The organism is Streptomyces sp. NPDC026062 (genome assembly GCF_055568375.1).
On record NZ_JBVHOQ010000021.1, the window covers coordinates 120224 to 144518 of the forward strand.

The 24295-nt window shown below is 70.2% G+C and carries 19 protein-coding genes; 5 read left to right on the forward strand and 14 right to left on the reverse strand.

Annotation, left to right across the window (positions count from 1 at the left end; translation table 11 throughout):
• Window positions 1-12 precede the first annotated feature (12 nt).
• The 5 genes from ACZ4LX_RS20610 to ACZ4LX_RS20630 form a co-directional block, all read right to left on the reverse strand.
• Window positions 13-423: a peptidase inhibitor family I36 protein gene (locus ACZ4LX_RS20610; protein WP_467641217.1), complete on the reverse strand. Its 411-nt coding sequence runs from the start codon at window positions 421-423 to the stop codon at window positions 13-15.
• 424 nt (window positions 424-847) lie between these two features.
• Window positions 848-2146: a BNR-4 repeat-containing protein gene (locus ACZ4LX_RS20615; protein WP_467641215.1), complete on the reverse strand. Its 1299-nt coding sequence runs from the start codon at window positions 2144-2146 to the stop codon at window positions 848-850.
• A 222-nt stretch (window positions 2147-2368) separates the two neighbouring features.
• Entirely contained in the window at window positions 2369-3676 is a 1308-nt protein-coding gene (locus tag ACZ4LX_RS20620) for a sugar ABC transporter substrate-binding protein (protein ID WP_467641213.1), read from the reverse strand.
• Between the two features lie 73 nt (window positions 3677-3749).
• Complete coding sequence (locus ACZ4LX_RS20625) at window positions 3750-4667, reverse strand: carbohydrate ABC transporter permease (RefSeq protein ID WP_467641209.1); 918 nt, start codon at window positions 4665-4667, stop codon at window positions 3750-3752.
• Window positions 4667-5593, reverse strand: a complete 927-nt coding sequence (locus tag ACZ4LX_RS20630) for a carbohydrate ABC transporter permease (RefSeq protein WP_467641207.1) — start codon at window positions 5591-5593, stop codon at window positions 4667-4669. Before ACZ4LX_RS20630 ends, ACZ4LX_RS20625 begins: the two co-directional genes overlap by 1 nt.
• A gap of 432 nt (window positions 5594-6025) precedes the next feature.
• Here ACZ4LX_RS20630 and ACZ4LX_RS20635 point away from each other — a divergent pair, with 432 nt between their 5' ends.
• Entirely contained in the window at window positions 6026-8338 is a 2313-nt protein-coding gene (locus ACZ4LX_RS20635) for an FAD-dependent oxidoreductase (protein ID WP_467641204.1), read from the forward strand.
• A 202-nt stretch (window positions 8339-8540) separates the two neighbouring features.
• Here ACZ4LX_RS20635 and ACZ4LX_RS20640 read toward each other — a convergent pair whose 3' ends face one another.
• The gene (locus tag ACZ4LX_RS20640) at window positions 8541-9329 is read right to left on the reverse strand and encodes an IclR family transcriptional regulator (RefSeq protein ID WP_467641201.1); all 789 of its coding nucleotides are present in this window, start codon (window positions 9327-9329) and stop codon (window positions 8541-8543) included.
• A 211-nt stretch (window positions 9330-9540) separates the two neighbouring features.
• On the opposite strand from ACZ4LX_RS20640, the gene ACZ4LX_RS20645 reads away from it, so the two are divergent.
• The gene (locus ACZ4LX_RS20645) at window positions 9541-10251 is read left to right on the forward strand and encodes a hypothetical protein (protein WP_467641198.1); all 711 of its coding nucleotides are present in this window, start codon (window positions 9541-9543) and stop codon (window positions 10249-10251) included.
• Window positions 10252-10315: 64 nt separating this feature from the next.
• Here the strand turns inward: ACZ4LX_RS20645 and ACZ4LX_RS20650 are convergent, their stop codons facing one another.
• From ACZ4LX_RS20650 to ACZ4LX_RS20680, 7 genes are all read right to left on the reverse strand, one after another.
• Window positions 10316-11845, reverse strand: a complete 1530-nt coding sequence (locus tag ACZ4LX_RS20650; protein ID WP_467641195.1) for a glycoside hydrolase family 43 protein — start codon at window positions 11843-11845, stop codon at window positions 10316-10318.
• Window positions 11846-12122: 277 nt separating this feature from the next.
• Complete coding sequence (locus tag ACZ4LX_RS20655) at window positions 12123-13355, reverse strand: cytochrome P450 family protein (RefSeq protein WP_467641192.1); 1233 nt, start codon at window positions 13353-13355, stop codon at window positions 12123-12125.
• 12 nt (window positions 13356-13367) lie between these two features.
• Window positions 13368-14576 (reverse strand): cytochrome P450, encoded by a 1209-nt coding sequence (locus ACZ4LX_RS20660; RefSeq protein ID WP_467641190.1) that lies wholly within the window; start codon window positions 14574-14576, stop codon window positions 13368-13370.
• Window positions 14573-15199 carry a GTP-binding protein gene (locus tag ACZ4LX_RS20665; protein ID WP_467641187.1) on the reverse strand — a complete coding sequence of 209 codons (627 nt, stop codon included), beginning with the start codon at window positions 15197-15199 and terminating at the stop codon, window positions 14573-14575. Before ACZ4LX_RS20665 ends, ACZ4LX_RS20660 begins: the two co-directional genes overlap by 4 nt.
• On the reverse strand, window positions 15177-15530 hold the full coding sequence (locus ACZ4LX_RS20670) for a DUF742 domain-containing protein (RefSeq protein WP_467641184.1): 354 nt from the start codon (window positions 15528-15530) through the stop codon (window positions 15177-15179). Before ACZ4LX_RS20670 ends, ACZ4LX_RS20665 begins: the two co-directional genes overlap by 23 nt.
• Window positions 15527-15955, reverse strand: a complete 429-nt coding sequence (locus tag ACZ4LX_RS20675; RefSeq protein WP_385288594.1) for a roadblock/LC7 domain-containing protein — start codon at window positions 15953-15955, stop codon at window positions 15527-15529. The genes ACZ4LX_RS20670 and ACZ4LX_RS20675 overlap by 4 nt, the downstream gene beginning before the upstream one ends.
• Window positions 15956-15957: 2 nt before the next feature.
• Window positions 15958-17328: an ATP-binding protein gene (locus ACZ4LX_RS20680; RefSeq protein ID WP_467641181.1), complete on the reverse strand. Its 1371-nt coding sequence runs from the start codon at window positions 17326-17328 to the stop codon at window positions 15958-15960.
• A 1012-nt stretch (window positions 17329-18340) separates the two neighbouring features.
• On the opposite strand from ACZ4LX_RS20680, the gene ACZ4LX_RS20685 reads away from it, so the two are divergent.
• The 3 genes from ACZ4LX_RS20685 (at window position 18341) to ACZ4LX_RS20695 (ending at window position 22019) form a co-directional block, all read left to right on the forward strand.
• Window positions 18341-19735 (forward strand): lipase family protein, encoded by a 1395-nt coding sequence (locus ACZ4LX_RS20685; protein WP_467641178.1) that lies wholly within the window; start codon window positions 18341-18343, stop codon window positions 19733-19735.
• A 237-nt stretch (window positions 19736-19972) separates the two neighbouring features.
• Complete coding sequence (locus ACZ4LX_RS20690) at window positions 19973-20614, forward strand: CatB-related O-acetyltransferase (RefSeq protein WP_467641175.1); 642 nt, start codon at window positions 19973-19975, stop codon at window positions 20612-20614.
• A gap of 229 nt (window positions 20615-20843) precedes the next feature.
• Entirely contained in the window at window positions 20844-22019 is a 1176-nt protein-coding gene (locus tag ACZ4LX_RS20695; protein WP_467641172.1) for a macrolide family glycosyltransferase, read from the forward strand.
• Window positions 22020-22121: 102 nt separating this feature from the next.
• Here the strand turns inward: ACZ4LX_RS20695 and ACZ4LX_RS20700 are convergent, their stop codons facing one another.
• Entirely contained in the window at window positions 22122-24026 is a 1905-nt protein-coding gene (locus tag ACZ4LX_RS20700; protein WP_467641169.1) for an alkyl/aryl-sulfatase, read from the reverse strand.
• Window positions 24027-24295 lie beyond the last annotated feature (269 nt).

Consider the following 24295-nt stretch of genomic DNA (forward strand, 5'->3'; position numbering starts at 1 on the left):
TGGCCTCGATACTCAGGAAGGGTTGGGGTGGTAGTTCCACGAAGCGTTGTTGTTGTAAGTGACGCTGAGATTCCGCTTCGATTGCGCCGCCACCACGTCGTACGGCCCCTTGTACCAACTGTTGTAGTGCACGCGCACGGCCTGGGTCAGGTAACGGCTGTCCGCTGAGGCGGCGTTGTTCTTGACCGTCACCCCCGCCCCGTTCCCGGTGCCCGCATTGAAGACGTAGCCGAAGTCCCAGGACGGCACGCCGTCCATGTGGGCCATGGCCGCTATCGCACCGGCCTGGTTCGAGTTGTAGTACACGCACGCCAGGCCGGGGTAGCACCTGGCGGTGGGCGCGGCGGAGGCCGGTGTCGGCAGGAACGCCACGGTCAGACCGAAGGCAGCGGCTCCGAGCGCCGCACCTCGCATGAATCTCATTCTGAATTCTCCCGACTAAGAATTTCTAGAAACGAGCACAACGGGCGGAGGGCTGAATATGGAAAAGGAAATCAGCCCCTTGCCTTTTACATGCAGGCGCCATTAAAGCACCCCGGTAACAGCCCCAGGCGAACACATTGAGTCGAAACTGGCTGGTTTCCTCCTTACTTGTGCGGCGAGCATGCCGCACGCCGAAGCGGTCGCCGGGCGAGCGGTTCGCGGCGGAACACGGCTTCGGCGGACGGGCTTCGAGCCGGGCGCGGGGTCGGCGTTCCTGGAATGCGCCAGGGGCCGGCCCGTGGTCCTGCGACCGCGGGCCGGCCCCTGGCGAGGTCCCCTCCGGGCCGGCCCGGAGACGGGCAGGTCACCGGCAGATGAAGCGCCCCGCGGTGCCGTTGCCGGCGGCACCGGGGGGCGCGGTGGGTCAACGAATCCCGTAGTAGAGCGAGTTGTTCGGGGTGTCCGGGAGGTACAGCACGTCGTTCCCGTCCGAGTCCCGTCGCACCGCGAGCCGGTCCGCGCTCACGCCCGGCGCGGCGGACTGGGAGGTCCATGTGCTGCCCGGCCGGGTCGCGGCGAAGACGCGGTCGGTGCCGGAGCCGGTCACGTAGTAGACCCGGCCGGCCTCCGTCTCGTCCCAGGTGATGCCGAGGGCCGCGGCGGTCGGGCCGCCGGTGTACACGGTCTGGCGGATCCAGTCGCTGCCGCTCGGATACGCGTAGTACACGCCGAAGTTGCCGCTGTCGGCGGAGCGGTAGCGGTAGGCGACCTTCGGGTCGGAGCCGTCGAGGGTGAGCTTGGCGGTCTGCACCGCCGGGCCCGTGTACGCGTTGTCGTTGCTCCATTCCTCACCCGTGGTGAGCTCCTGGATCACATCGGAGGTGGCGGGTGTCACCGGCGTGCTGACGGCCGCCCCCGTGCTGTCCGCGAAGGCCCCGGTCGCCGGGTCGTAGCGCAGATAGGACAGCTGGTGCCGGAAGGCGGTCGCCGGGGCCTTGGCCCACTCGTACAGGAGGTGCACACGCCCGGCGGCGTCCACCGTCAGGTCGTCGGGGTACACGGACCGGTTCAGCGCGCCGGCGAAGGTGGCGACCACGCTCCAGCGTGATGCGGCGTTGTCCCAGCGGTACAGCTTGCCGGGCCGCTGATCGGAGCCCGCGCCGACGCGGGCGGCCAGGTACAGATCGCCGTTGGGCGCCGTGGTCACGACCGGATAGGTGATGGCCTGGCCCTGGTCGGGCAGTTCGGCCGAGTGGTCCGTGACGTCCCCGCCGGGGGCCTCGGTGCGGAAGTAGCGCCAGGGGTCGGCGTGCATGGAGGTGAAGACGTGCAGACGGCCGCTGCCGTCGCGGGCGACGGACGGCTGGTTGTGGCCGTTGTCGTCGGGGAACTCGGCCTGCTGTCCGCCGGTGGCGAGCAGCGGCAGACGGCTCCACACGCCGTCCGGGTCGCGCCGCGCGATGGCCGGGCGGTGCGTGGCGGCCGTCGAGCCGGGTTCGTTGAACGCGAAGTACGTGTACTGGCCGCGGCCCTTGTAGGTGGCGGCGGGCGTCCACCAGGCGGCCTGGTTCGACGAGTCCATCGCGTACGGAACCTTCTCGATCACGGTCGCCGCTGCCGCTGTGCGGTCCGTGGTGTCGGCCTGGGCTGCCTGGCCGGGCGTGATCAGGGCGGCCAGGGCCGCGGCCGATGCGGCATACGCGCGTGCCTGAGGGCGTCGCAAGTTGAGCTCCTTCGCGGGCGTGTTGGTGGAGGTGCGGGAGTGGCTCGGGGTGCCGGACCGTCCCTCCGCTGCGCCGGAAATTTACAGCAGATCCCACATCGTGAATAGGGATTGCACAATGAGGATTCGAGATACTTCGAGGACAAGGCGTATGCGGGCATGGCGAAGGGCCCGGTGAAGGCTGATCCGCCTTTACCGGGCCCCGGTTCCGCCGTGCGCGGGTCAGCGCTTGATGAGCGCGGAGACCTCCTCGCCGGCCTTCTTCATCGCGTCCTTCGGCTTCGACTTGCCGACCAGGACGGCCTGGACCTGCTTGGCCACGGCCTCCTCGATCTGCGCGTTCTGCGCGAACTGCCAGAACGGGCTGCCGGTCGCCGTCTTGGTGATCTTCTCGGTCCACTCGGTGGTGAAGGTGTCCTTGGCGACCTTCGGGTCGGCCAGACCGGCCGTGGTGGACGGCGGCAGGGCCCGCGTCTCGAAGTACTCGGACGTGGTGGCCAGGTCGGAGGTGGTGTGCAGCGCGAACTGCGTGGCCGCGTCCTGTCCCTTGCCGTTGACGATCGCGATCACACCGCCCCACAGCAGGGCCTGCGGAGTGTCGCCGGAGTGCAGCACCGGGCGCTGCATCGGCTGCATCGCGTCGGCCAGCGTCTTGTCCTTGGACTGGGCCGAGGTCACGCCCTTGCCGATGACGGCGTCGTCGTAGAAGGCCGCCTTGCCCTGGCCGAACAGGGCGCGCGCGTCGAAGCGGTCCACGTCGGCGGCGATCAGCTTCTCGTCGTGCAGCTTCTTGTACCAGGCGACCGCGTCGACGGAGGCGTCGTCGCCGATGGTGACCTTCTCACCGTCCATGAGCGTGCAGCCGAAGGTCTGCATCCACGGGAAGATGTCCTTGAGTTGCGCGACCTTGGTGGCCGCGGCGTAGGGCACGATCCCGTTGCCGAGACCCTTCAGCGCCCGCAGCGCGTCCTCGAACTCCTCGATGGTGGTGGGGTGCTTCTTGATGCCGGCCTTGTCCAGGAGCTTGGAGTTGGCGATCACACCGATCGAGCCGGTGTTCCACGGCAGGCCGTACTGCTTGCCGTCGTACACACCGCTCTTCAGCGCCACATCGGTGTAGCCGCCCTTCGGGGCCACGGAACCGAGGTCGGCGAGCTTGCCCATCTGCGCCACCGCGGCGAGCCACGCGATGTCGAGGTGCACCGCGCCGGTCGTCTCCCCGCCGCCGAGCTTGAGGGTCAGCTGGCTCAGGTACTCGTTGTACGGGTACGAGACCGCGCGGACCTTGGAGTTCTGGGCCTTCTCCCACGCGGCGATGATCTTCTCGATCGAGGGCCGGGCGGCCTCTTCGTTGAGCGACCAGGAGGTGAAGGCGAAGTCCTTGGACTTCGTGTCGCCTCCGTTGGAGGAGCTGCCGGAGTTGGACGGGGACGGCGCACAGGCACCGAGCGCGCCGACACCGGCCACACCGAGGGCGCCAACACCGAACATGCGCAGCGCGCCGCGGCGGCTGATCCCAGAGGTGGTCATGGTTTCTCCATGGGGGATTGGGCGGAAGGGGAGGAGCGTGGGGGAAGGCGCGGGAGGATCCCGTGCGGACCGGCTACTTGACCGAACCGGCGGTCATGCCGCCGACCAGGTAGCGCTGCAGGAACATGAAGGCGACGACCACCGGGATGGACACCACGAGCGAGGCGGCCATCAGCTCGGGCCAGGCGGCCTGGAACTCGCCGATGTAGGTGGAGACGAGACCGGGGGGCAGGGTCTGCTTCTCCTTGTCGGCCAGCGTCACGGCGAAGATGAAGTCGTTCCAGCCCCGGACGAAGGCGAACAGCCCGGCCGCGATCATTCCGGGTGCGGCCAGCGGCGCCACGATGGAGTGCAGTGTCCGCCACCGCGACGCGCCGTCGATGGACGCGGCCTCCAGAAGGGCGTCCGGGATGGTGTCGAAGATGCCCTTCAGCATCCAGACGCACAACGGCATCGTGAAGGTGGTGAAGGACAGCACCAGCGCGGTGTACGTGTTCAGCAGGCCGAAGCTGGAGAAGACGGCGTACAGCGTCACCAGCAGAAGAGCCTGGGGGAACATCTGGGAGGCCAGCACCATGTGCATCAGCGAGCGCCGGCCGCGGTAGCGGAACTTGGAGAACGAGTACCCCATGTAGGTGGCGACGACCACGCTGAGCACGGCGGTGATCGTGGCCACGATGAGAGAGTTCAGCAGGTACTTGATCAGCTGGTCGTTCTCGGCGAGGGCGGTGAAGTTGCTGAAGGTGATGTGCGTGGGTATCAGCTTCGGCGGGAACTGGAAGGCGTCCTCGGGGCTGCTCAGGGCGGTGGCCAGCAGCCAGTACACCGGCAGCAGGCCGAACGCGCCGATCACCAGGATCGCGGTCCAGGCGGCGATCCGGGAGCGGAGCAGATCCTTGCGCATGCGGCGCCGCGAGGTGTTCCCGGCGGATGCGGTGGTCTGCTTCAGCCGGCCGGTGCCGGACAGCGGGGTGGAGGTCGTGGAGGTCATCAGGCGTCGCCCTTCCGCTCGGTGATCCTGAGGTAGACGGCGACCAGGAGGAGCAGGAGGAGCATCCACAGGCCGCCGAGCGCGGTCGCCCGGCCGATGTCGAAGCCCTTGAAGGCGGTCTGGTACACCGCGGTGGCGAAGGTCTCGGTGGCGCCGGCCGGCCCGCCGCCGGTCAGCACGTAGATGGTGTCGAAGTGCTGGAAGTTCCAGATGAACTCCAGGAGCAGCACGATCGAGGCGACCCCGCGCACCTGCGGCCAGGTGACGGCGAAGAAGCGCCGGATCGAACCGGCCCCGTCGATCGAGGCGGCCTCGTGCAGTTCCTTGGGCACGGTCTGCAGACCGGCCAGGAGCATCACCATCATCCAGGGGAAGCTCGCCCAGGTCTTGGTGACGATGACGGCGAGCATCGCGGTGCCCGGCTGCCCCAGCCAGGAGACGGACTCGTCGATGATCCCGGTGTCCATGAGGATGCCGTTCAGCACGCCGTAGTTCGCGTTGAAGATCCACATCCACAGGAAGGAGACCACCACACCCGGGATCACCCACGGGAACAGGAACAGGCCGCGCATGAAGCCGCTGCCCTTCAGGCCCGAGTTCAGTGCGAGTGCGAGGGCGAACCCGAGGACGAAGGGGACGAGCGTCGCGCCGACGGTGAAGACCAGGGTCTGCTTGAGGATGGTGAGGAAGTCGCCGTCGAGCCAGTAGGTGAAGTTGTCGAGACCGACGAATTCCCGTCCCGGCAGCCGCAGGTCCTGCTTGAAGAAGCCCGTGAACAGGGCCGATACCAGCGGATAGATGATGATCGTCGCGAAGAGCGCGATCCCCGGTGCTGTCAGCAGCAGTGCGAACGCGCCGTTGGAGAGTCGTCCACCGGTCCGCTCACGACGTGGAGCGGCCTTCCGTGGAGGTGCGGCCGTACTCATGGATCAGTCCTCTCGAACGGGGCGGGGCGGTGGTGCAGGGCATGCCACGGTGGCTGCGCTCCGCAGGGCGGAGGAGATGCGGCCGGACGTGAGCCGTGAGCCGCGCCGTCCCGTGCGCCGGCCGAGGCCCTGTGTGAAGGTCAAGCTGCCGCACTGAATACAAGTTGCAGCATGCGGGATCGTTCTCCATATCGTGCGAAGACGTCAACCCTTTTGGTCGGTGAATCGTCGGTTCTGTGCAGAACCTACGAGGTCGATGACCTGCCGCGCACACGAGTGGTGGCTCTTGCCGACGGCGTCGTTGGCTGCGCCGAAAACTTACAACAGATCCCACTGACTGAACAGTAGTTGCACAATATGGATGTGATGTACGTTCATGGTCGCTCCGCTACCGCGGAGAGAGTCCGTGCTTCACACCGAGGAGGCCGCCCCGTGCGGGAAGAAGAGGTCCATTACGACATCGCCGTCATCGGCGGTGGCCTGGCGGGGACCTGCGCGGCCATCGCCGCGGCCCGGCTCGGCCGACGCGTCGCCCTGGTCCAGAACCGCCCGGTGCTGGGCGGCAACGCCAGCAGCGAGGTCCGGGTCTGGGTCTGCGGGGCCTCCGCCCACGGCGTCCACCGCTGGGCCCGGGAGACCGGCATCATGGGCGAGCTGTACACCGAGAACCAGTATCGCAACCCCGAGGGGAACCCGTACTACTGGGACCAGGTGGTCCTCGACGCGGTCCGGGCGGAACCCGGCATCGACCTCTACCTCAACACCGACGTACGCGAAGTCGACGCGACCGGTCCCGGCGACGCGCGCGAGGTGCGCTCCTGCACCGGCTGGATGATGGGCTCCGAGCGGCGCATCACCTTCCACGCCCGTCAGTTCCTCGACTGCACCGGCGACGGCCTGCTCGGCCATCTCGCGGGCGCCCGGTACCGCATCGGCCGCGAGGCCCGTTCGGAGTTCGGCGAGCCCTGGGCGCCCGAGGAGAGCGACGAGGCGCTGCTCGGGTCGACCATCCTGTTCCACACCAAGGACACCGGCCGGCCGGTGAAGTTCGTGGCGCCCGACTCCGCCCGCGACCTCGCCACCACACCCATCCTGCGCAACCGGGTGCTGCGCACCGGCGACAACGGATGCGACTACTGGTGGGTCGAGTGGGGCGGCGAACTCGACACCGTTCACGACAACGAGCGGATCCGTGACGAACTACAGGCCGTGGTCATGGGCATCTGGGACCACATCAAGAACTCCGGAGAGTTCCCGGACGCCGAGAACCTGACGCTGGAGTGGGTCGGCAGCCTCCCGGGCAAGCGCGAGTACCGCCGCTTCCTGGGCGATCACATGCTGAGCCAGCAGGACGTGCTGGAGCAGCGCCAGTTCGCCGACCGTGTCGCCTTCGGCGGCTGGTCCGTCGACCTCCACCCGGTGCAGGGGATGTACGCCGACGAGCCCGGCGCCCGCCAGCGCTACGCGGACGGCATCTTCCACATCCCGCTGCGCTCCCTGTACTCGGTGAACGTCACGAACCTCCTGTTCGCCGGGCGCAACATATCCGCCACCCACATCGCGTTCGGCGCCACCCGTGTGATGGCCACCTGCGCCACGCTCGGCGAGGCCGCAGGCACCGCCGCGGCGCTCTGCGTCGCCGAGGGCCTCACCCCGCGCGAGCTCGCCACCGAGCGCCCCGAGCTGGTGCGCCGCACTCTGCTGCGGCAGGACGCCTCGGTGATCGGCCTGTCCGACGACGACCCCGACAACCTGGCCCGCGAGGCCCGGGTGAGCGCCTCCTCGTACCTGGGCCGGCTGGCCGCGGAGCCCGTGGAGGCCGCACCCGGCGAGCCGTACCCCCTCACCCGCGACCTCGGGCTGCTGCTGCCGGCCGACCCCGCGCTCGACACCGTCGACCTGCTGGTCCACGGTGCCCCCGGCGAGCGGCCGAGCGAGCTCACCGTGGAGCTGTGGAGCACGGGCAGCCCCGAGAACGCGGTCCCCGCCGACCACCTGCTCACCACCACGGTGACCGTGCCGGCCGGGGGGCCCCACTGGGTCACGGCCCGCCTGGGCCACCGTCCGGAGGCCCCGGAGAACGTCGTCCTGATCGTGCGCGCCTGTCCGGGCGCGGCCCTGGTCCTTCTGCCCGCGCGCACCGACGGGGTGCTCGCGCTGCGCAGCAGGGCCGAGGGCGACGTGGCGGTCGACCACGACATTCCCGAGGAGGACGGCCAGCTGGTCCTGGAGTGGCAGGCCCGCGGCCTGCGCCGCCGGACCTTCGGCTTCCGCGCCACCCCGGAGACCGCTGCGTTCCGGCCCGAGCGGGCGGTCGGCGGATTCCAGCGCCCCTACGGCGGACCGCAGATGTGGTCGTCCGAGCCGCTGGCGGACCCGGAACAGGCCGGCCAGTGGCTGCGCCTGGACTGGGACGCGGAGCGGCAGCTGACCGAGACGCGCGTGGTGTTCGACGACGACGTCGACGAGTACCTCAACAACCTGCACCGTCACCGCACCCCGTTCCAGGTCATGCCGGAACTGGTCCGTGACTACCGGATCCAGAGCCGTGAGCCCGACGGCACCTGGAACACCCTGCTGACGGTGACGGACAACCGCCGCCGCCACCGGGTGCACGATCTGCGCGGTGCGGACGGCGGACCCGTGAGCACCGACGCCCTGCGTCTCGTGGTGGACGCGACGCACGGGGCGCCCCACGCGCACGTGCTGGCGTTCAAGGCGTACGGCGCCCAGGGCGCGTTCTGAAGGTCCCGCCCGCCCGGTGGCGGCCGGAGCGTGCGATCGCACGCACCGGCCGCCACCGGGCCGTCCTTCGGGCGGACGGCGCCACTGCCGGAACACGCCCTGCGCGCACGGCGAAAGGGGCCCGTCGCAGGTCGTCCGACCTGCGACGGGCCCCTTTTCGGGCGTCCGGCCACCGGAGGCGCCCGGCGCCCGGCCGGTGGCCTCAGAGAGCGCCGAGCGCCTGGCTGATGGCGTCGGCGGCTTCGATGACCTCGCGGGTCAGGGCGAGGCGCTGCCCCTCCGTCTCGGCGTGGCTGCCGAGGAGGGAGGTGGGGCCCCACAGGGAGATGGCGGCCACGACGTCCCCCGAGGCGTCGCGGACCGGGGCGGCGAGGGAGGCGCGGCCCAGGGCGCGTTCTTCGGCCTCGACGGCGTAACCGGTACGGCGCACGGTGTCGATCTCGGCGTCGAGCAGGTCGTGGCTGGTGGTCGTGTAGTCGGTGTGTGCCACGAGCGGTTCGGGAAGCAGCGTGCGGCGTTCCTTGGGCGTGAGGCCGGTGAGGAGGCATTTGCCGATGCTGGTGGCGTGCAGCGGGGCGCTGTGTCCGGCCTGTGTGTAGGACTTCGGGGCGCGCGTCCCCTCGAAGTTGCACAGGAACATCAGCTCGGTACCGCGGCGGACGGCCACGTTCGCTCCCAGCCCGGTGCGGGTGGCGAGGTCCTGGAGCACCATGCGGGCGGCACGGTGGACGGGGTGACGGTTGGTGGCGGTCGCGGCCAGGGGGAGGATGCCGAGGCTGAGACGGTAGAGGTTGCTGACAGGGTCGCGTTCGACCATGTCGAGCCGTTCGAGGGTGGACAGCAGGCGGGACGTGGTGGATGAGCCGAGACCGGTGAGATCGGCGACGTCGGAGACGCGCAGTTCGGCGCGGCCGGAATCGAGTGCGCGCAGCACCGAGACTGCTCGTTCGACGCTCTGGTTCGTCCCGGCGTCGGTCGACCGAGTAGCCATGCCCCTCCTCATTTTGCAATCCACTTGCACTATCTGCATCAGCATATCGCGTCGACCCCCGGCGTGGCGGCGGAATCCACCGTCCTCACAGACGCGGAATCCGCGTCCGTCCGGCAGATCCGGGACAGGCCGGACATCGTGGCCGGGCCCTTCGCCGGCCGGAGGCGCCGGACCTGGATCAACTGTCGGAGGACGGCCCTAGGGTGAGCGGATGGACGGACAGGATCTTACGAATGCGTGGGCCGCGCGGCCCGCCCACACCATCGAGGTCGGAGCCGATCCGCTGGAGCGGCCGGCGCGTGACTCCGCCGGTGGCTGGCCCTTCCTCGACGCCGGACAGGAGTGGCCCAGGTGTTTCTGCGGGGAGAGGCTGGCTCTGCTGTTCCAGCTCGATGTGCCCGCGGACCAGGGGCCGTTCGCCGGTGACCATCTGCTGGTGTTCCACTGCCGTGCGCACAACGACGCGTCCGAGCCCGAGTTCGCCGGAGATCTGCTCGTGCCCCGGTTCTGGGACGCTCCGCAGCCGCCCTACCCCGGGCCCTTCTGGCGCGTCCTGCTCCAGCGGCAGGCGGATCATGCGACCGCGGAGCCCGAACCAGCCGTATGCGCACTGCCGTTGACGCTGCGGCCCCTCGTCGACACCCCCGACTCACTCGGGATCGGAGCCCAGTCCTTCAAGGTGGGCGGCACTCCGTCCTGGGCGCAGGAACCCGAGTACTTCACGTGCGCCTGCGGCACCGGTCTGGAGTATCTCTGCCAGGTGCCGGAAGGCATGGAATTCGCGGTCCGCCCCGGTCTGCCGGAGCAGCCCTACAGCGTGCGGCCCGACACCTACGGAATGTTCCTCGGCAACGAGGTCTACCTGCTGGCGTGTCCGGCCCACTGCGACCCGGCGGCCGTCTGGCCGGTCAACCAGAACTGAGCGTCGGCCCCCGGCGGCGGGCTGACCGCGCGCCCCTTCCTGGGCGCGCGCCCGGCCCCCGGTGTCAGGCCGGGCCCAGGCCGAACCAGTCGAAGGCGGCGCTGCCCCGGGTCGCGTACATGCCGACGACCCGGCCGGTGAAGCCTCCCGTCACCTCCGTGGTGAGATAGCGGCCGTCGAGCGCGGCCAGGATCTCGAAGCCGCCGTCGGCCGTCTCGTACCCCAGGTGCAGGGTGTCGGGGCCGCCGACGCGGAGGCCGGGCGGTGCCGTTTCCCCCGGGGCCGTGACGGAGGGAGGCAGGACCACGTCGGTGGTCACGTCGATCCGCAGGGTCAAAGGGCCCGGCGGCACGGTGAGTTCCGCGACGGTGTGGCACAGCGGGCCGATCCGGGCGACGACCTGGACGGTGCCGGAGCCGTCCGTCTCCACCCGGTAGTGGTGCGCCTCGTCGATCCGTACGGCGAGCCCGCCCAGGCCGCCGGGGGACACGTCGACGCGCGTACGGGCGGTGCAGTCGGGGTCCTGCTGGCGGCGTCCCACGAAGAGCGCGCCGGGCAGGTCGAGGCTCTCCGCACGCGCGTGCAGCACCACGTGCCCCGGCCGCTCGTCGAGGCGGACGGCGTCGGGGTCCTGCCGCCTCGGCGACACCCAGTACGGGGCGAGCGCGGGGGAGTCGAAGTCGTCCACCACCGCCGCGTCCGGCCACGGGTGCGGTGTCAGGGCCGGGGCCTCGGCCCGCAGTTGCACCGGTCCCGGCAGCGGCCACCCGTCCTCCCAGCGGACCGGCGCGAGGAACGTCTCCCTGCCCAGACCGTGGTACTTCGGTGTGTCACCGCGGGGCCGGGTGCCGAGCAGCACCATCCACCAGGTGTCGTCGTGCGCCTGTACGAGATCCCCGTGGCCGATGTTCTGTACGGGGTGGCCGGTGCTGCGGTGGGAGAGCACGGGATTGTCCGGGTGCGGTTCGAACGGGCCGGGCAGGCTGCGGGCCCTGGCGACCGACATCGCGTGGCCGCGTTCGGTGCCGCCCTCCGACAGCAGCAGATACCACCAGTCGCCGATCCGGTACAGGTGCGGTCCCTCGGGGTACTGGAGCCCGCTGCCCGACCACAACGCCACGGGCTCACTCAGCACTTCACCCGTCTCCGGGTCGAGGCGCACGCCGCGGATGCCGTCGTTCGAGTACACGCACCAGCAGGTGCCGTCCTCGTCCCAGGCCAGATCGGGGTCGATGCCGGGGATGCCGACCGGAACCGGCTGCGACCACGGCCCGGCGGGGTCCTCCGCGGTCACCAGGAGGTTGCCCACGCCGTCGACCACGGTCGTGATCATCCAGAACCTGCCGTCGTGGTGGCGCAGCGTGGGCGCGTACACACCGCACGAGGCCGGGGCTGAATCCGCCAGCTCCAACTGGTCGGGACGGCCCAGCGCGTGCCCGATCAGCCGCCAGTTCACCAGGTCGCGGCTGTGCCACAGGGGCACCCCGGGCACGTACTCGAAGCTGGAGGTCGCCACGTAGTAGTCGTCGCCCACCCGGCAGATGCTCGGGTCCGGACTGAAGCCGGGTATCACGGGGTTGTCGAAGAGTGCCATGTCCGTCCCAGGGTGTGGCCGGGTGGCGGGACGGCTGCTTGCCGGACCGCCACGATCGTCGAAGCGCTTCGAAAGGTGGCACGGGGGCAGTGCGCTGTCAACGGTCGACGCGCGGGCCACCGCTCCGGGCCGGCGCCCCACGCGCGAATTCCGGGCCAGACGCCCACGTCCGGACACCGCATCGGGCGCCGGGACGGGGAGGGCCCCCACCACGGTGTGGTGGGGGCCCGTCGCATTCCGGCGCCCGATGCGGTGAAGCGCTTCCTTCGCTGTGGGGTCAGCCTGCGGCCGGGCGCAGACGCACCGGAAGGGTCTGGTGCCCGTTGCTGATCAGGGAGGGCAGCGGCAGCAGTTCGGTTGCGGGAACCGCGAGTTCGGCCTCCGGGAACCGCTCGAACAACTGCTGGAGCGCGGTCGCGATCTCCAGACGGGCGAGCGGGGCACCGAGGCAGAAGTGGACGCCGTGGCCGAAGGCCAGGTGCTCCTTCGACGGCCGGGTGACGTCGAAGAGTTCCGCGGACTCACCGTGCGTGCCGGGGTGCCGGTTGGCGGCGGCGTAGGAGGCGAGGATCGCCTCGCCCTTGGCGATCCGCTGTCCGTCGGGCAGCGGGATGTCCGCCAGTGCGAAGCGCATCGGAAGGTGCTTGACGGCGGGCTCGTGCCGGAGGGTCTCCTCGACGACGCCGTTCCAGTCGGCGCGGCCCGCCCGCAGATGGGCCAGTTGCGCGGGATCGGCCAGCAGGGCGGTGATGGCCTGGTCGATCACGTTGACGGTGGTGTCGTATCCGGCGGAGATCATCAGCAGGAGTGTGTCGCGCAGTTCGTCGTCGGTGAGGCCGCCGCCGTCCCCCTCGTCGTCGCGGGAGGCGATGAGGAGCGAGGTCATGTCGTCGCCGGGAGCCTCGCGCTTGGCCGCGATCAGTCCGTTGAGGGCCTCGTACAGCGCCGCCGTGTTCGCCGTGGCCTGCTCGATGGTGAGGGTGGTGTCGAAGACGCCGTCGACCAGGGCGCGGAAGCCGTCGAGCTGGTACTCGGGGACCCCCATGAGCTGGCCGATCACCGCGATCGGCAGCGGGTAGGCGAGCTCCTTGCGCAGATCGGCCACCTCACCGGCCGGCCGGGCGTCGAGACCGTCGAGAAGTGTGACGACAGCCTTCTCCACCGACGAACGCAGGTCCTGGATGCGGCGGGCGCTGAACGCCGGAGCCACCATACGGCGGAGCCGGCGGTGGTCGCCTCCGTAGGCGGTGAACATGTTGCTGACGGCGACCCAGAGGGCGAGGGGCCAGGTGGCCACGGTCTCTTCGAAGGCCGGCCAGTGGGCGCGGGCGTCCTTGGAGACCTCCGGGCTGGTGAGGAGCTCCTTCAGGAGCGCCGGGTCGGTGACCGACCACGCGGTCACACCGAGGACGTCCACCCGGGTTGCCGGACCCCGGTCGCGCAGGGCCTGGTACTCGGCATGGCGGTCGGATCCGGTGGGATCGAGGACGAGCAGGGGCTGATCGGGCATGGTGTCTCTCTTTCAGCGAGCGGTGGAGAAACGGACGGGGAGCGATTCCAGGGCACGGTGGAAGGGACCGGGACGCCAGCGGAGTTCGGCGGCGGGGACGGCGAGGTCCATCTCCGGCAGGGCGTCGAGCAGATAGGTGACCGCGGTCTCGGCGATGAGATAGGCGTGCGAGCGGGCCGGGCAGGTGTGCGGGCCGATGCTCCAGGCCAGATGGGCGCGGTTGCCCGAGATCCCGGCCGGCCCCTGGGTGAGTTCGGGGTCGTTGTTGCAGGCCGCCATGGAGATGACGACGGGCTGATGGGCCGGGAGCAGGAATCCGTCGATGTCCGCGGGATAGGGCGGATAGGTGATGCAGTAGTTCGCCATCGGCGGGTCGGTGTACAGGACGGTGTCGAGCGCGTCGCGCACCGTGGACTGGCCCGCGTGCAGTCCGGCGGAGAAGTCCTCGTCGGTGAGGATCTTCAGCTGGGTGTTGGCGATGAGGTTGGTCAGGGGCTCGATACCGGCGCCGTAGAGAGTGACGAGCTGGTGGCTCATCTCCTCGTCGGTCAGTCCCGCCGGGTGGGCCAGGAGGCGCGTGGTGATGTCGTCGGAGGGATCGCTCCGGCGCAGGGCGACGAGGTCGGCGAGTGCCTGGCCGAGGATCTGGTTGCCCTGATGGGCGTCGGTGGTGTCGAAGATGCGCGCCATTCCGTCGGCGATACGGGCTCCGATCTCGTCGGGGCAGCCCAGCAGCGCGCTCAGGACCCGGAAGGCGATCGGCCAGGCGTACTGCGTGAGCAGATCGGCGCTGCCGGTGGTGAGGAATTCCCCCACGGACTCCGCGGCGATCTTCTCCACCTGGACGCGCAGCCGGTGCTGGTCGACGGCGTTGATGCCGGCGGTGTTGGCCGCCCGGTAACGGGCGTGCTCCGCACCGCCGTTGCGCAGGGCGTTGGGCCGCCACTCCATCATCGGCCGCACCGGGCACGAGGCCGGCACCTGCTGCTCCCAGACGCGTGGGTCCGGCGGGAAGTACATGGGGTCGTTGAGGATGCGGCGGGCCTGGAGGTAGCCGATCACCAGCGTGGCCGGGATACCGGGCGACAACTCGACCGGTACCAGAGGGCCGTAGGTCCTGCGCATCCGCTCGTAGGCGGCGTGCGGGTCGGCGGCGAAGCCCGGATCGTACAGAGAGACCCTGCCCGGTGCGACCGTGGGCACGGAGCTGGTGAAGGTCATGACGTGGGCTCCAGGGAGAGGGCTTCACGGTGCGAGATCAGGTACTCCGTGAGCGTGATCAGGGCATGGAGGGAGGAGGTGCGGTCACGTGCGTCGCAGGTGGTCAGCGGCGTGTGAGGCTCCAGGGCGAGTGCCTGGCGCAGTTCGTCGAGGTCGTAGACGGGCGCCTCGGGGAAGGCGTTGATCGCGACGGCGTACGGGATGCCCTCGCCCTCCAGCAGGCTCAGCGCCCCGTGGCTGGCGTCGAGGTCCCGGGTGTCGGCCAGGACCAGACAGCCGAGAGCGCCCTGTGCGAGGTCCTCCCACAGGGGCTGGAAGCGGACCTGTCCGGGGAGTCCGAACAGGTACAGCGCAAGGGCGCCGCCGGCCAGGTGGATACGGCCGAAGTCCATGCCCACGGTCGTCGTGGTCTTCTTCGGAGTACCGCGCAGATCGTCGATCCCGACGCTGTCCTCGGTGATCGGCTCCTCCATCCGCAGCGGCCGCACCTCGGACACGCTGCCGATGAAGGTCGTCTTGCCGACGCCGAATCCGCCGGCGATCACGATCTTGGCGGACCGGGTCACCGTGGCCGGCACGTACGAGACGGCGTCGGACGTGTCAGACCAGTTCTCGCAGTCCATCAAGCACCTTCTGCAGGAGGTCGTTTTCGGGCTGGTCGTTCGCAGCGGCCACCGGGCTGGCCAGATGGCCGCTGTCCATGAGCGAGGAGACGAGGATCCGGATGGTGGAGGGCGGCAGCTGGAGCGCGGCGGCGATGTCCGCGACGGCCAGCCCTCCGTGGCCCACGGAGAACAGGCTCATCACCCGACGGGTATCGGGCCCCAGCTCGCCGGTGGGGCTGGACGCGGCGATGACCACGCTCTCCAGAAGGACGTTCTGGCGCGGGCGGACCCGTCCGCCCGTGCGGATATAGGGCCTCACCATGTCCGGGTCGTGCCGCGGCCCGGTCATGCCGCGGTCCCTCCGTCCGGCTGGAGGACCGGCCTGCGTTCCGTGGTGCCGAGCTGCTCGCCCAGACGCACCACGAGCAGGGCCATGTGGTGGCTGATCAGACCGACATCGGCGTGGGGTCCCGTGGTGACGACCGAGAGCATCGTGTTCTGACCTGCCGCCGTCGTCAGGCCGATCCGCTCGACGCTCTCGATCAGCTGCTGGCGCACGCCCTGCCCACCGGTGAAGTCGTCCCACGCCCTGCCCGAGGCCCGAAGCGATGCGGTCAGGGCGGCCAGCTTCTCGCCGTCCTCCTGTCCGATGGTCTCGGTCCGGGCCTTGAGCAGGCCGTCGCCGCTCATCAGCACGGCGTACCGGACGCCCTCCACGGATCCCAGCTGCTCGTCAAGCAGCCAGCCCAGGGCGTTCGAGTGGGTGTCCGACATGATCAACGTCCTTCGTCAGTGCTGGCGGTGTTCTGGTTGTCCCGGCTGCGGCGGCTGCCTGCCATCCACGCGGCGGCCACGGCGGGGGTGCCCGGATCCACGGCGGCGGGGGCCGGACGTGTCCCGGCGGCGGGGCCCGTCTCGTGGGCGGGGCGCGGGGTACGCCGGCGGACGGTGAGGCCGCTTGCCGTGGTGGACGTGGCCGACGGCGCCGGCACGGGCTCGGCCTCCGGCGCGGGGACCTGACGGGGGGCCGGCACGCTGTGCACGGACGAAGGCCGCGGGGGCTGGGGCGTCGTCAGCAGGGCCTGCGGGAGCACGATGATCGCGCGGGTGCCGCCGTACATGTTGGGCGCCGTCAGTTCGACGCGGAAGCCGTACTGGTCGGCGAGGACGGACGCGACCCGCAGTCCGGTCTGCGGATAGGCCCCGAGCTGCGTGATGTCGTCCCGCTGCTTGCCGGACATCACCTCGCGCGCCCAGTTCAGCCGCTCGTCCTCGATGCGCAGTCCGGCATCGTCCACGACGAGGAAGGCCGCGTTCGCCCCGTGCTCCAGCGAGACGTGCACCCGGGCGTTCGGCGGCGAGTACCGGAGCGCGTTGTCCAGCAGCACCGCCAGGGTGTGGACGACGGCTTCCACGGCCCGGCTCTGGACAGCGAAGGACTCCAGGTCCGTGTGCTGGATGCGCTGATAACCCTCGACCCGGCCCATGGCCGTGCGGACGATGTCGGTGAGCGTGGTCGCCGGCCAGCGCCGCGAAAGCTTGTCACCGGCCAGGACGCCGTACCCGGACGCGGTGAGCAGCATCTGCTGGGCCAGGTGATCCATCTCGACCAGCGTGGCGTACGCCTCGTCCGAGACATGGCGGCGCACGCCGGCGCTGATCGCGCTGCTCAGCTTCGCGGCCCGCTGGACCGTGCTGGAGGCGAAGGCGCGTACCGCGGCCCGTGCCACGTCCACCGACTCCTGCCGCGCCTGGGCGATGCGCTGCTCGGCTTCCGTCCAGACCTGAGCGAGCTGGTCCTGCGCGGCGTTCTGCGCCACTTGCCGGGTCCGGCCGATGGCCGAGCAGGCTTCTCCCGCGACCGTGGAGAGAGCGCTCGCCATCTGGGTGTGCGCCAGCTGGGGCGGCACGGCCAGGTCGGGCTGGTACGTCTGTCCGGCCCGGGTGTGTGCCGCGGCGGCCGGAATGACGGTCTGCGCGATGTACGCGGCGAACTGCTCGGCCGCGCGTGCTTGCTGTCCGAGCTGTTCCACGTGCTGCTGGAGCCCGTCCGCACGGCGCCGCTGGGCGCGGGCCTTGCGATGGAAGTAGAGCGTCGCACCGGCACCGGCCGCCAACGCGGCCACGATCAGTATCAGTTCGGTCATCAGGCCCTCACGGGAATCGGAGAGACGGTGCCGGTGCGTATGCCGCCGGTGGGGCCGGACTGCTCGTTGCGGGGGTGGGGTTCCATCGTTTCTGTACTCCGTAGTGCCCGGGTTTCGGGGTCTGTTGACTGCCGGGGCCGGCCGTGGGGGAGGGGAGGACCGGCACCGGACGAGGGATGAGAAGTCCGCCGAGTGCCCTGCCGCCGTCCACGCGGGAGGGGAAGGGAATCAGGGGGATCGGCGAGATGGCGGAATTCGGCGCGCGCGCCGGTTTGCGCCGAGGTCTGCCCGGGGTCGACTCCTCGTGGCCGGGGTCGAGGACGCCTGTGCGCACAGGGGCCTTCGGGGAGTTCACACGAGGCCGTGCGCCGCCGTTTCCGGCTGGAACAGAGGTGTCCTGCGGGGCAGGAAAGCAGGAGTCGGCCGACTGCCGGCGATCCGAGCGTAAGGCCGGCGAGGTGGGCATGACAGGACTCTAGTTGGAGTGGGCCGTGTTGCGCACGGGCCCCAGTGCCTGATGGGGGGCATTGTGATGAAGTCGTAGGCCTTGTGACTGTGTTGAGGGATCATCGAATTTCCGGGCCGCCGGTAATGGAGGCATTCCCGTTGCTTGTACGTCAGTGGCCGGACCTTCCAAGTCTGTTGTGCTGCAAGGGTGTTCGTCGGATCGACGGTTGCTTGTGGGGGGCCGCACCTCGGGCGGATCCTCCATCTCGCTTTTATGCGCGTGGTGTTGACGGTCCATGTGATCCGAGGACGGTTCATATTCGGCCATGGCCTGATGGTGGCGTGTTGAGCCATTGCTGCGGACGTGGGGCGGGATTCGGAGTTCCGGCCGGTGTGTCTGGGGGTGGCTGCGTGGTTACGGGGGGCCCGGGACGAGGTGTGCCGTCGTCGTTGACCAGCCCGGATCCGGCAGTTACCACAGCGTAACTTACTGACGGGTTACCTTCGGTAAGAGTCGCTGCTAGCTTGCGTTCACCCGCATTCCGAGCAGAGCGAGGAGTGAGCTGTGAGCCGCAAGAGCGCCCGTTCGCTGTCCACCTTCCCCACGACGTCCCGCACCCGCGGGCCACGCCCCGGTGCCATGCGCGCGGCAGCCGTCGCCGTGACCGCGGCGGCCTGTGTGGCCGCGTACGCCGCACCCGCGTCCGCCACCGACGGGTCGCAGCCCGTGGTGTCCCGCGGGGTCACCATCCCCGACTTCTACAACCCGCCGGCCGAACTGCCCGCCGCCAACGGCACGGTGATCCGCCACGAGCCACTGCCGCTCGGGCTGAGCCTGCCGGGCCTGGACGGGCGCCCGATGCCGGGCACCGCGACCCGGCTGATGTACCGCTCCACCGACTCGGCCGGACAGGCCGTCGCGGTGACCGGCGCCTACATCGAACCGTCGGCCGCCTGGAAGGGCTCCGGCCCGCGTCCGCTGGTGGCGCTGGCCTCGGGAACCGTGGGCCAGGGCGACCAGTGCGCGCCCTCCATGACCCTCCAGTACCCGCTGAACCTGAGCGGTGAGACCGTGTCGGTCGGCTACGAGACCCTGGCGATCTACCGGCTGCTCTCGGCCGGCGTCGCCGTCGTGGTCACCGACTACGTCGGCCTCGGCACGACCGACCGGCTCCACACCTACGTCAACCGGCTCGACCAGGGCCACGCCCTGCTGGACGCGGCCCGCGCCGCGCACCAGCTGCCCGGCACCTCGATCACGCCCGACTCGCGCACCGGTCTGTACGGCTACAGCCAGGGCGGCGGAGCCAGCGCGGCAGCGGCCGAACTCCAGCCGGTCTACGCACCCGACGTCAAGCTCTCCGGCACCTACGCCGGTGCGCCGCCCGCCGACCTGACCGCGACCATGAAGGGCATCGACGGCAGCGCGCTCGCCGGCGCCCTCGCCTGGTCGATCAACGGCTTCGCCCAGGCCGACCCCGATGTGCGGGACGTCGTCGAGGCCAATGTCAACGACGCGGGCCGGGCCGCGCTGAAGGACGCCTCGACCATGTGCGTCGGCGATGCGATCTTCGGCTTCGGTTTCACCAAGAGCACCAAGTGGACCACCAGCGGCAAGTCCCTCGGTGATGTCATCGCCGCCGAGCCCAAGGCGCAGGCAGCCCTCGACAGGCAGCGCATCGGCACGCTGAAGCCCACCGGTCCGGTGCGCCTGGCCACCGGTGTGCAGGACGACATCGTGCCTCACGCCCAGGCGCGCCAACTGGCCGTGGACTGGTGCCGCAAGGGCGCCGACGTCACCTACGACGCCATCGTGCTGCCGAACCTCGGCGACAAGCTCCTGACCAACCACCTGGTCCCGCTGATCACCGACCAGGGTGACGCGATCTCCTGGATGACCGACCGTCTCTCGGGCAAGAGCACCAACTCCAACTGCTGGACGATGCCGATCCAGCCGTGACGTTTTGACGTCCTGACCTTCCGGCGTCCCGATGCCGTGGTGTCCCGACGTCTTGACGTCCCGGCGCCCTGACGGTTCCGGCCCCCGGGGCCGGGCCCGGACTGCCGGGCGGACTCCGGTCCGCCCCGGCAGCCGTGGTTCCGGATCCCGGTCACGGCAAACCGGTGTCGTGACGGACGCGGTGGCGCGATCATGGGACGCGGTCCCCGTCCGCCACCCGTGAAGGAACCCGCGCACATGCCCGTACCGGCCGACCCGACCGTGCTCCACCCGATGCCCGAGCAGCCCAGGGTGGTGCAGCTCGGACCCCTGGTGAAGTCCCCGCTGATCGAGGTCGGGGAGTACTCGTACTACGACGACCCGGACGACGCCACCGCGTTCGAGACGCGCAACGTCCTCTACCACTACGGTCCGGAGAAGCTGGTCATCGGCAGATTCTGCGCCCTGGGCACGGGGGTGCGGTTCATCATGAACGGCGCCAACCACCGTATGGACGGTCCCTCGACCTTTCCCTTTCCCACCCTGGGCGGCTCGTGGGCCGATCACTTCGACCTCCTCACCGGGCTGCCGAACCGGGGCGACACCGTCGTCGGCCACGACGTCTGGTTCGGCCACGGTGTCACCGTGCTGCCCGGGGTGCGGATCGGGAACGGAGCGATCATCGGCACCGGCTCGGTGGTCACCGGGGACGTGCCCGACTACGGGATCGTCGGCGGCAACCCGGCCCGCCTTCTGCGCACCCGCTACGACGACGACGACATCGCCCGGCTGCTGGCCGTTGCCTGGTGGGACTGGCCGGCGGAACACATCACCACCCACGTCCGCACGATCATGTCGGGCACCATCGACGCGCTCGAAGCAGCCGCCCCTTCCGAGTGACGGCGGCCGTGCCATGACCGGCCGAAACCCATGTGCGGCGGGGCCCGGCAGCGGTTAACGTCGTCCGCATGGAATTCAAGCAGCTCTACGGCTGACGCGGGACGGGGCAGCGCCCCGTCTCCGTCCGGCATGCCCCGCGCGCGCCCACGACCCGCCATCCCCGGCGGAGCGGCCGACGCGCGGGTCCGCCGTGTCCTTTTCGCCGCAGACCTGAATCGAGTGATCTTCCATGTCACGTCGCCGTTCCCACATCGCCATGGTCGGCATTCCCGCCGTCAGCCATGTCCTGCCGAGCCTTGAGGTCATCCGTGAACTGGTGGCCCGCGGCCACCGGGTGACGTACGCCAACGACCCGGCGGTGGCCGACCGGATCGAGGCCACCGGCGCCGAGTTCGTCCCCTACGGCTCCGTCCTGCCGGTCGCCGACAACAGCTGGCCCGACGACGCCATCGGCGCGATGGGCCTCTTCCTCGACGACGCCGTGCAGGCCCTCCCGCAACTGCGGGCCTTCTACGACGAGGACCCCGCCGACCTCTACCTGTACGACATCGGCGCGTACGCGGCGCGTGCGCTGGCCGAGTCGCAGAAGCGCCCGCTCATGCAGCTGTCCCCCGCCCTCGTCGCCTGGAAGGGGTACGAGCAGGACGTGGCAGCGCACCTGTGGGCGATGCCGGGCGCCGACGCGTACCGGGCGAGGTTCACCCAGTGGCTCGCCGGCTGCGGCGCGTCCACCACCGACATGGACACCTTCTGCGGGCGGCCCGCGCACACCCTCGCCCTGATCCCCCGGGCGATGCAGCCGCACGGCGAGGACGTCGACACGGACACGGTGACGTTCGTCGGCCCCTGCTTCGCCGGACGGGCCGCCGAGCAGACCTGGACCCGGCCCGATGACGCGGAGCGCGTGCTGCTGATCTCGCTGGGCTCGGCGTACACCGACCGGCCCGAGTTCTACCGCCGGTGCCTGGCCGCGTACGGCGACCTGCCCGGCTGGCACGTCGTGCTCCAGATCGGCAGGCACACCGACCGGGCGGAACTGGGAACGATCCCGGGCAACGTCGAAGTGCACTCCTGGGTACCGCAGTTCGCGATCCTGGAGCAGGCCGACGCCTTCGTCACCCACGCCGGCATGGGCGGCAGCGCCGAAGGGCTGTACACCGGAGTGCCGATGATCGCCGTCCCGCAGGCCGCCGACCAGTTCATGAACGCCGACCGGCTCGTGGAACTGGGTGTCGCCCGCCGCATCGACACCGAGGACGCCACGGCCGAGGCCCTGCGCACCGCGCTGACCGGGCTCGTCACCGATCCCCGGGTCGCCCGCCGCTCGGCACGGCTGCGGGCCGGGACGCGTGCCGAGGGCGGCACCTCTCGGGCCGCCGACCTCGTCGAGGAGCTGCTGGGCTGATCCCCCGACGGGGACGGATCCGGCCGTACCGGTGACCGGGTGACCGCCGGGGCCCGCCGCGTCGCGGGTCCCGGCAGCCGTGTCAGGACGTGAGTCCGGCTCTCACGGTGTGACCACGGGGAAGTCCGGATCGAACGTGTCGAGGAGACCGGCGAGAGTCCGCAGCGCGGCATCGTCACCGTCGAGCGTGATCTGCCCGCCGGCCGCCATGTCCGGCGCGGCCGCCGGCTTCAGCAGCGCGGCGACCAGCGCGGCCTTGGGACCGGAGACGGTGAGCAGGGTGTCGGGATGCGCTCCCCGGCGGGCGTTCAGGACACCGCGGGCGACCCACATGGTCCAGGTCTCGTCGAGGTCGGTGAAGCGGAAGTCGATGCGCAGCTCGGCCGCCGCGGCCTTCTCGCCGATGAGGTGCACGGCGGCGTAGTCGAAGAGGATGTCGATGGGCATGGCCAGGATCGTGTCCGGACTGGCGGTGGCGAACGTGGCCGGCTGGATTCCCTGGCGCAGCTCCATGGCGGCGGTGAGGAAGATGCCGCGCCACTGCGGCCCCTCGGCCTGGTAGCCCATCTGCTCGTAGGCGTCGGCCTGGAGTTCACGGGCGGCCCGGTTCTCCGGCTGGGCGAAGACCAGGGTGTGCAGGATCTGCGCGGCCCAGCGGTAGTCGGCACCTGCCAGGGCGCGCCGCCCCTCATCCATGATCTTCTCGGCACCGATCAGGCCGACGAAGCGGCGGGCGGCCTCGACCGGCGGGTGGGGGTGCAGGGAGACCGGGTCGCCGTCCCACATGCCGAGCTCCTTGGTGAACACCGCGCGCACGTCGTGGTGCAGGGTGCCGTGGTAGCCGCGGTTGAACCACTTGCGCCCCAGCTCCTCGGGCAGTTCGATCTCCTCCGCCGCCTCAAGAGGTGTGTAGCCCTTGTTGGCCAGCCGCAGCGCCTGGTCGTGGAGATACTTGTACGTGTCGCGCTGCGACTCCAGGAAGGCCGTCACCTGCCGGTTCTCCCAGACCGGCCAGGTGTGGGGACCGTAGTGCACCCGCACGTCGTCGCCCCAGCGCTCCAGCGTCTCGTCGAGGTAGCGGGCGAAGTTGCGCGCGTCGCGGGTCCGCGCACCGCGCAGCGTCTGGATGTTGTGGAGCGAGTGGTTCGCGTTCTCCGCGCAGGTCAGCGCACCGAGTTGCGGGATCCAGATGTGCATCTCCTCGGGCGCCTCCGTGTCGGGGGCGTACAGGAACTCGAACTCGAGTCCGCCGAGATCCCGCTTTGTGCCGGTCTCGGTGACGGGGTCGGTCGGTGAGAGGTACGAGACCGTCACACCGGGCACGGTGGCGATCCCGATGCCGCAGGTGACGCAACCGTCAGGACCTGGGTCGAGGAGACTGTTGAACGCGTACGAGGCCCGCCTGGACATGGCGTTGCCGGCGATCACGTTCTCACCGATCGCGTGTTTGTCGAACGAGGAGATCGTGCCCGGAGCGATGATGGGGACCTTGCCGGAGGCCACGTCCTCGGCGCTCACCACACCCTTGACGCCGCCGTAGTGGTCGATGTGGGTGTGGGTGTAGATCACGGCTGCGACGGGTTTGTCGCTGACATGCTCGCGGATCATGCCCATGCCCTGGCGCGCGGCCTCGACCGAGGCCATGCAGTCGACGACCACCAGACCGGTGTCCCCCTCGATGACCGTGAGGTTGGCGATGTCGTTGTTGCGCACCTGGTGGACACCGTCCACGACCTTGTACAGGCCGCCCTCGCGGATCAGCTGCGACTGCCGCCACAGACTCGGATGCACGGTGTCCGGCGCGGGCGCGTCGTCGGCGAGGTAGTCGTACCGGGAGGAATCGAAGATCACCCGTCCGTCCGCCGCGTACAGCTTGTCGGGGAAGGGCGCGACGAAGCCCCGGTCGCGGTCGGTGAAGTCCTGCCGGTCGTCCATGTCGTACCCGGTCACTGCTGCGCGGTTCGCCGCGGCGGTGGCGGGCGTGGCGCCCTTGGGCGTGTAGGTCATGGCGAACAGCTCCCGTCCGTCGCGGCCACCGGCCGCGCACGCGGAACCGGAACGGCTGCGAACATCGTCGATTCGCCCTCAGCCTTGTTCGGCTCCTCTCACCCGACTAAGGGCTGGGCCGAACGGGTGAAAGGTGACGGCTGAGAAGGTGACGGACAGGGGGTACGGCCGGACAACGGCCCGGGGCCGCGCGGTGGGATTCACCGTGCGGCCCCGGGCCGTCGAGCGTGTGCGCCGCCCGGACGGGTCAGCCCTTGCGGGCGGTGATC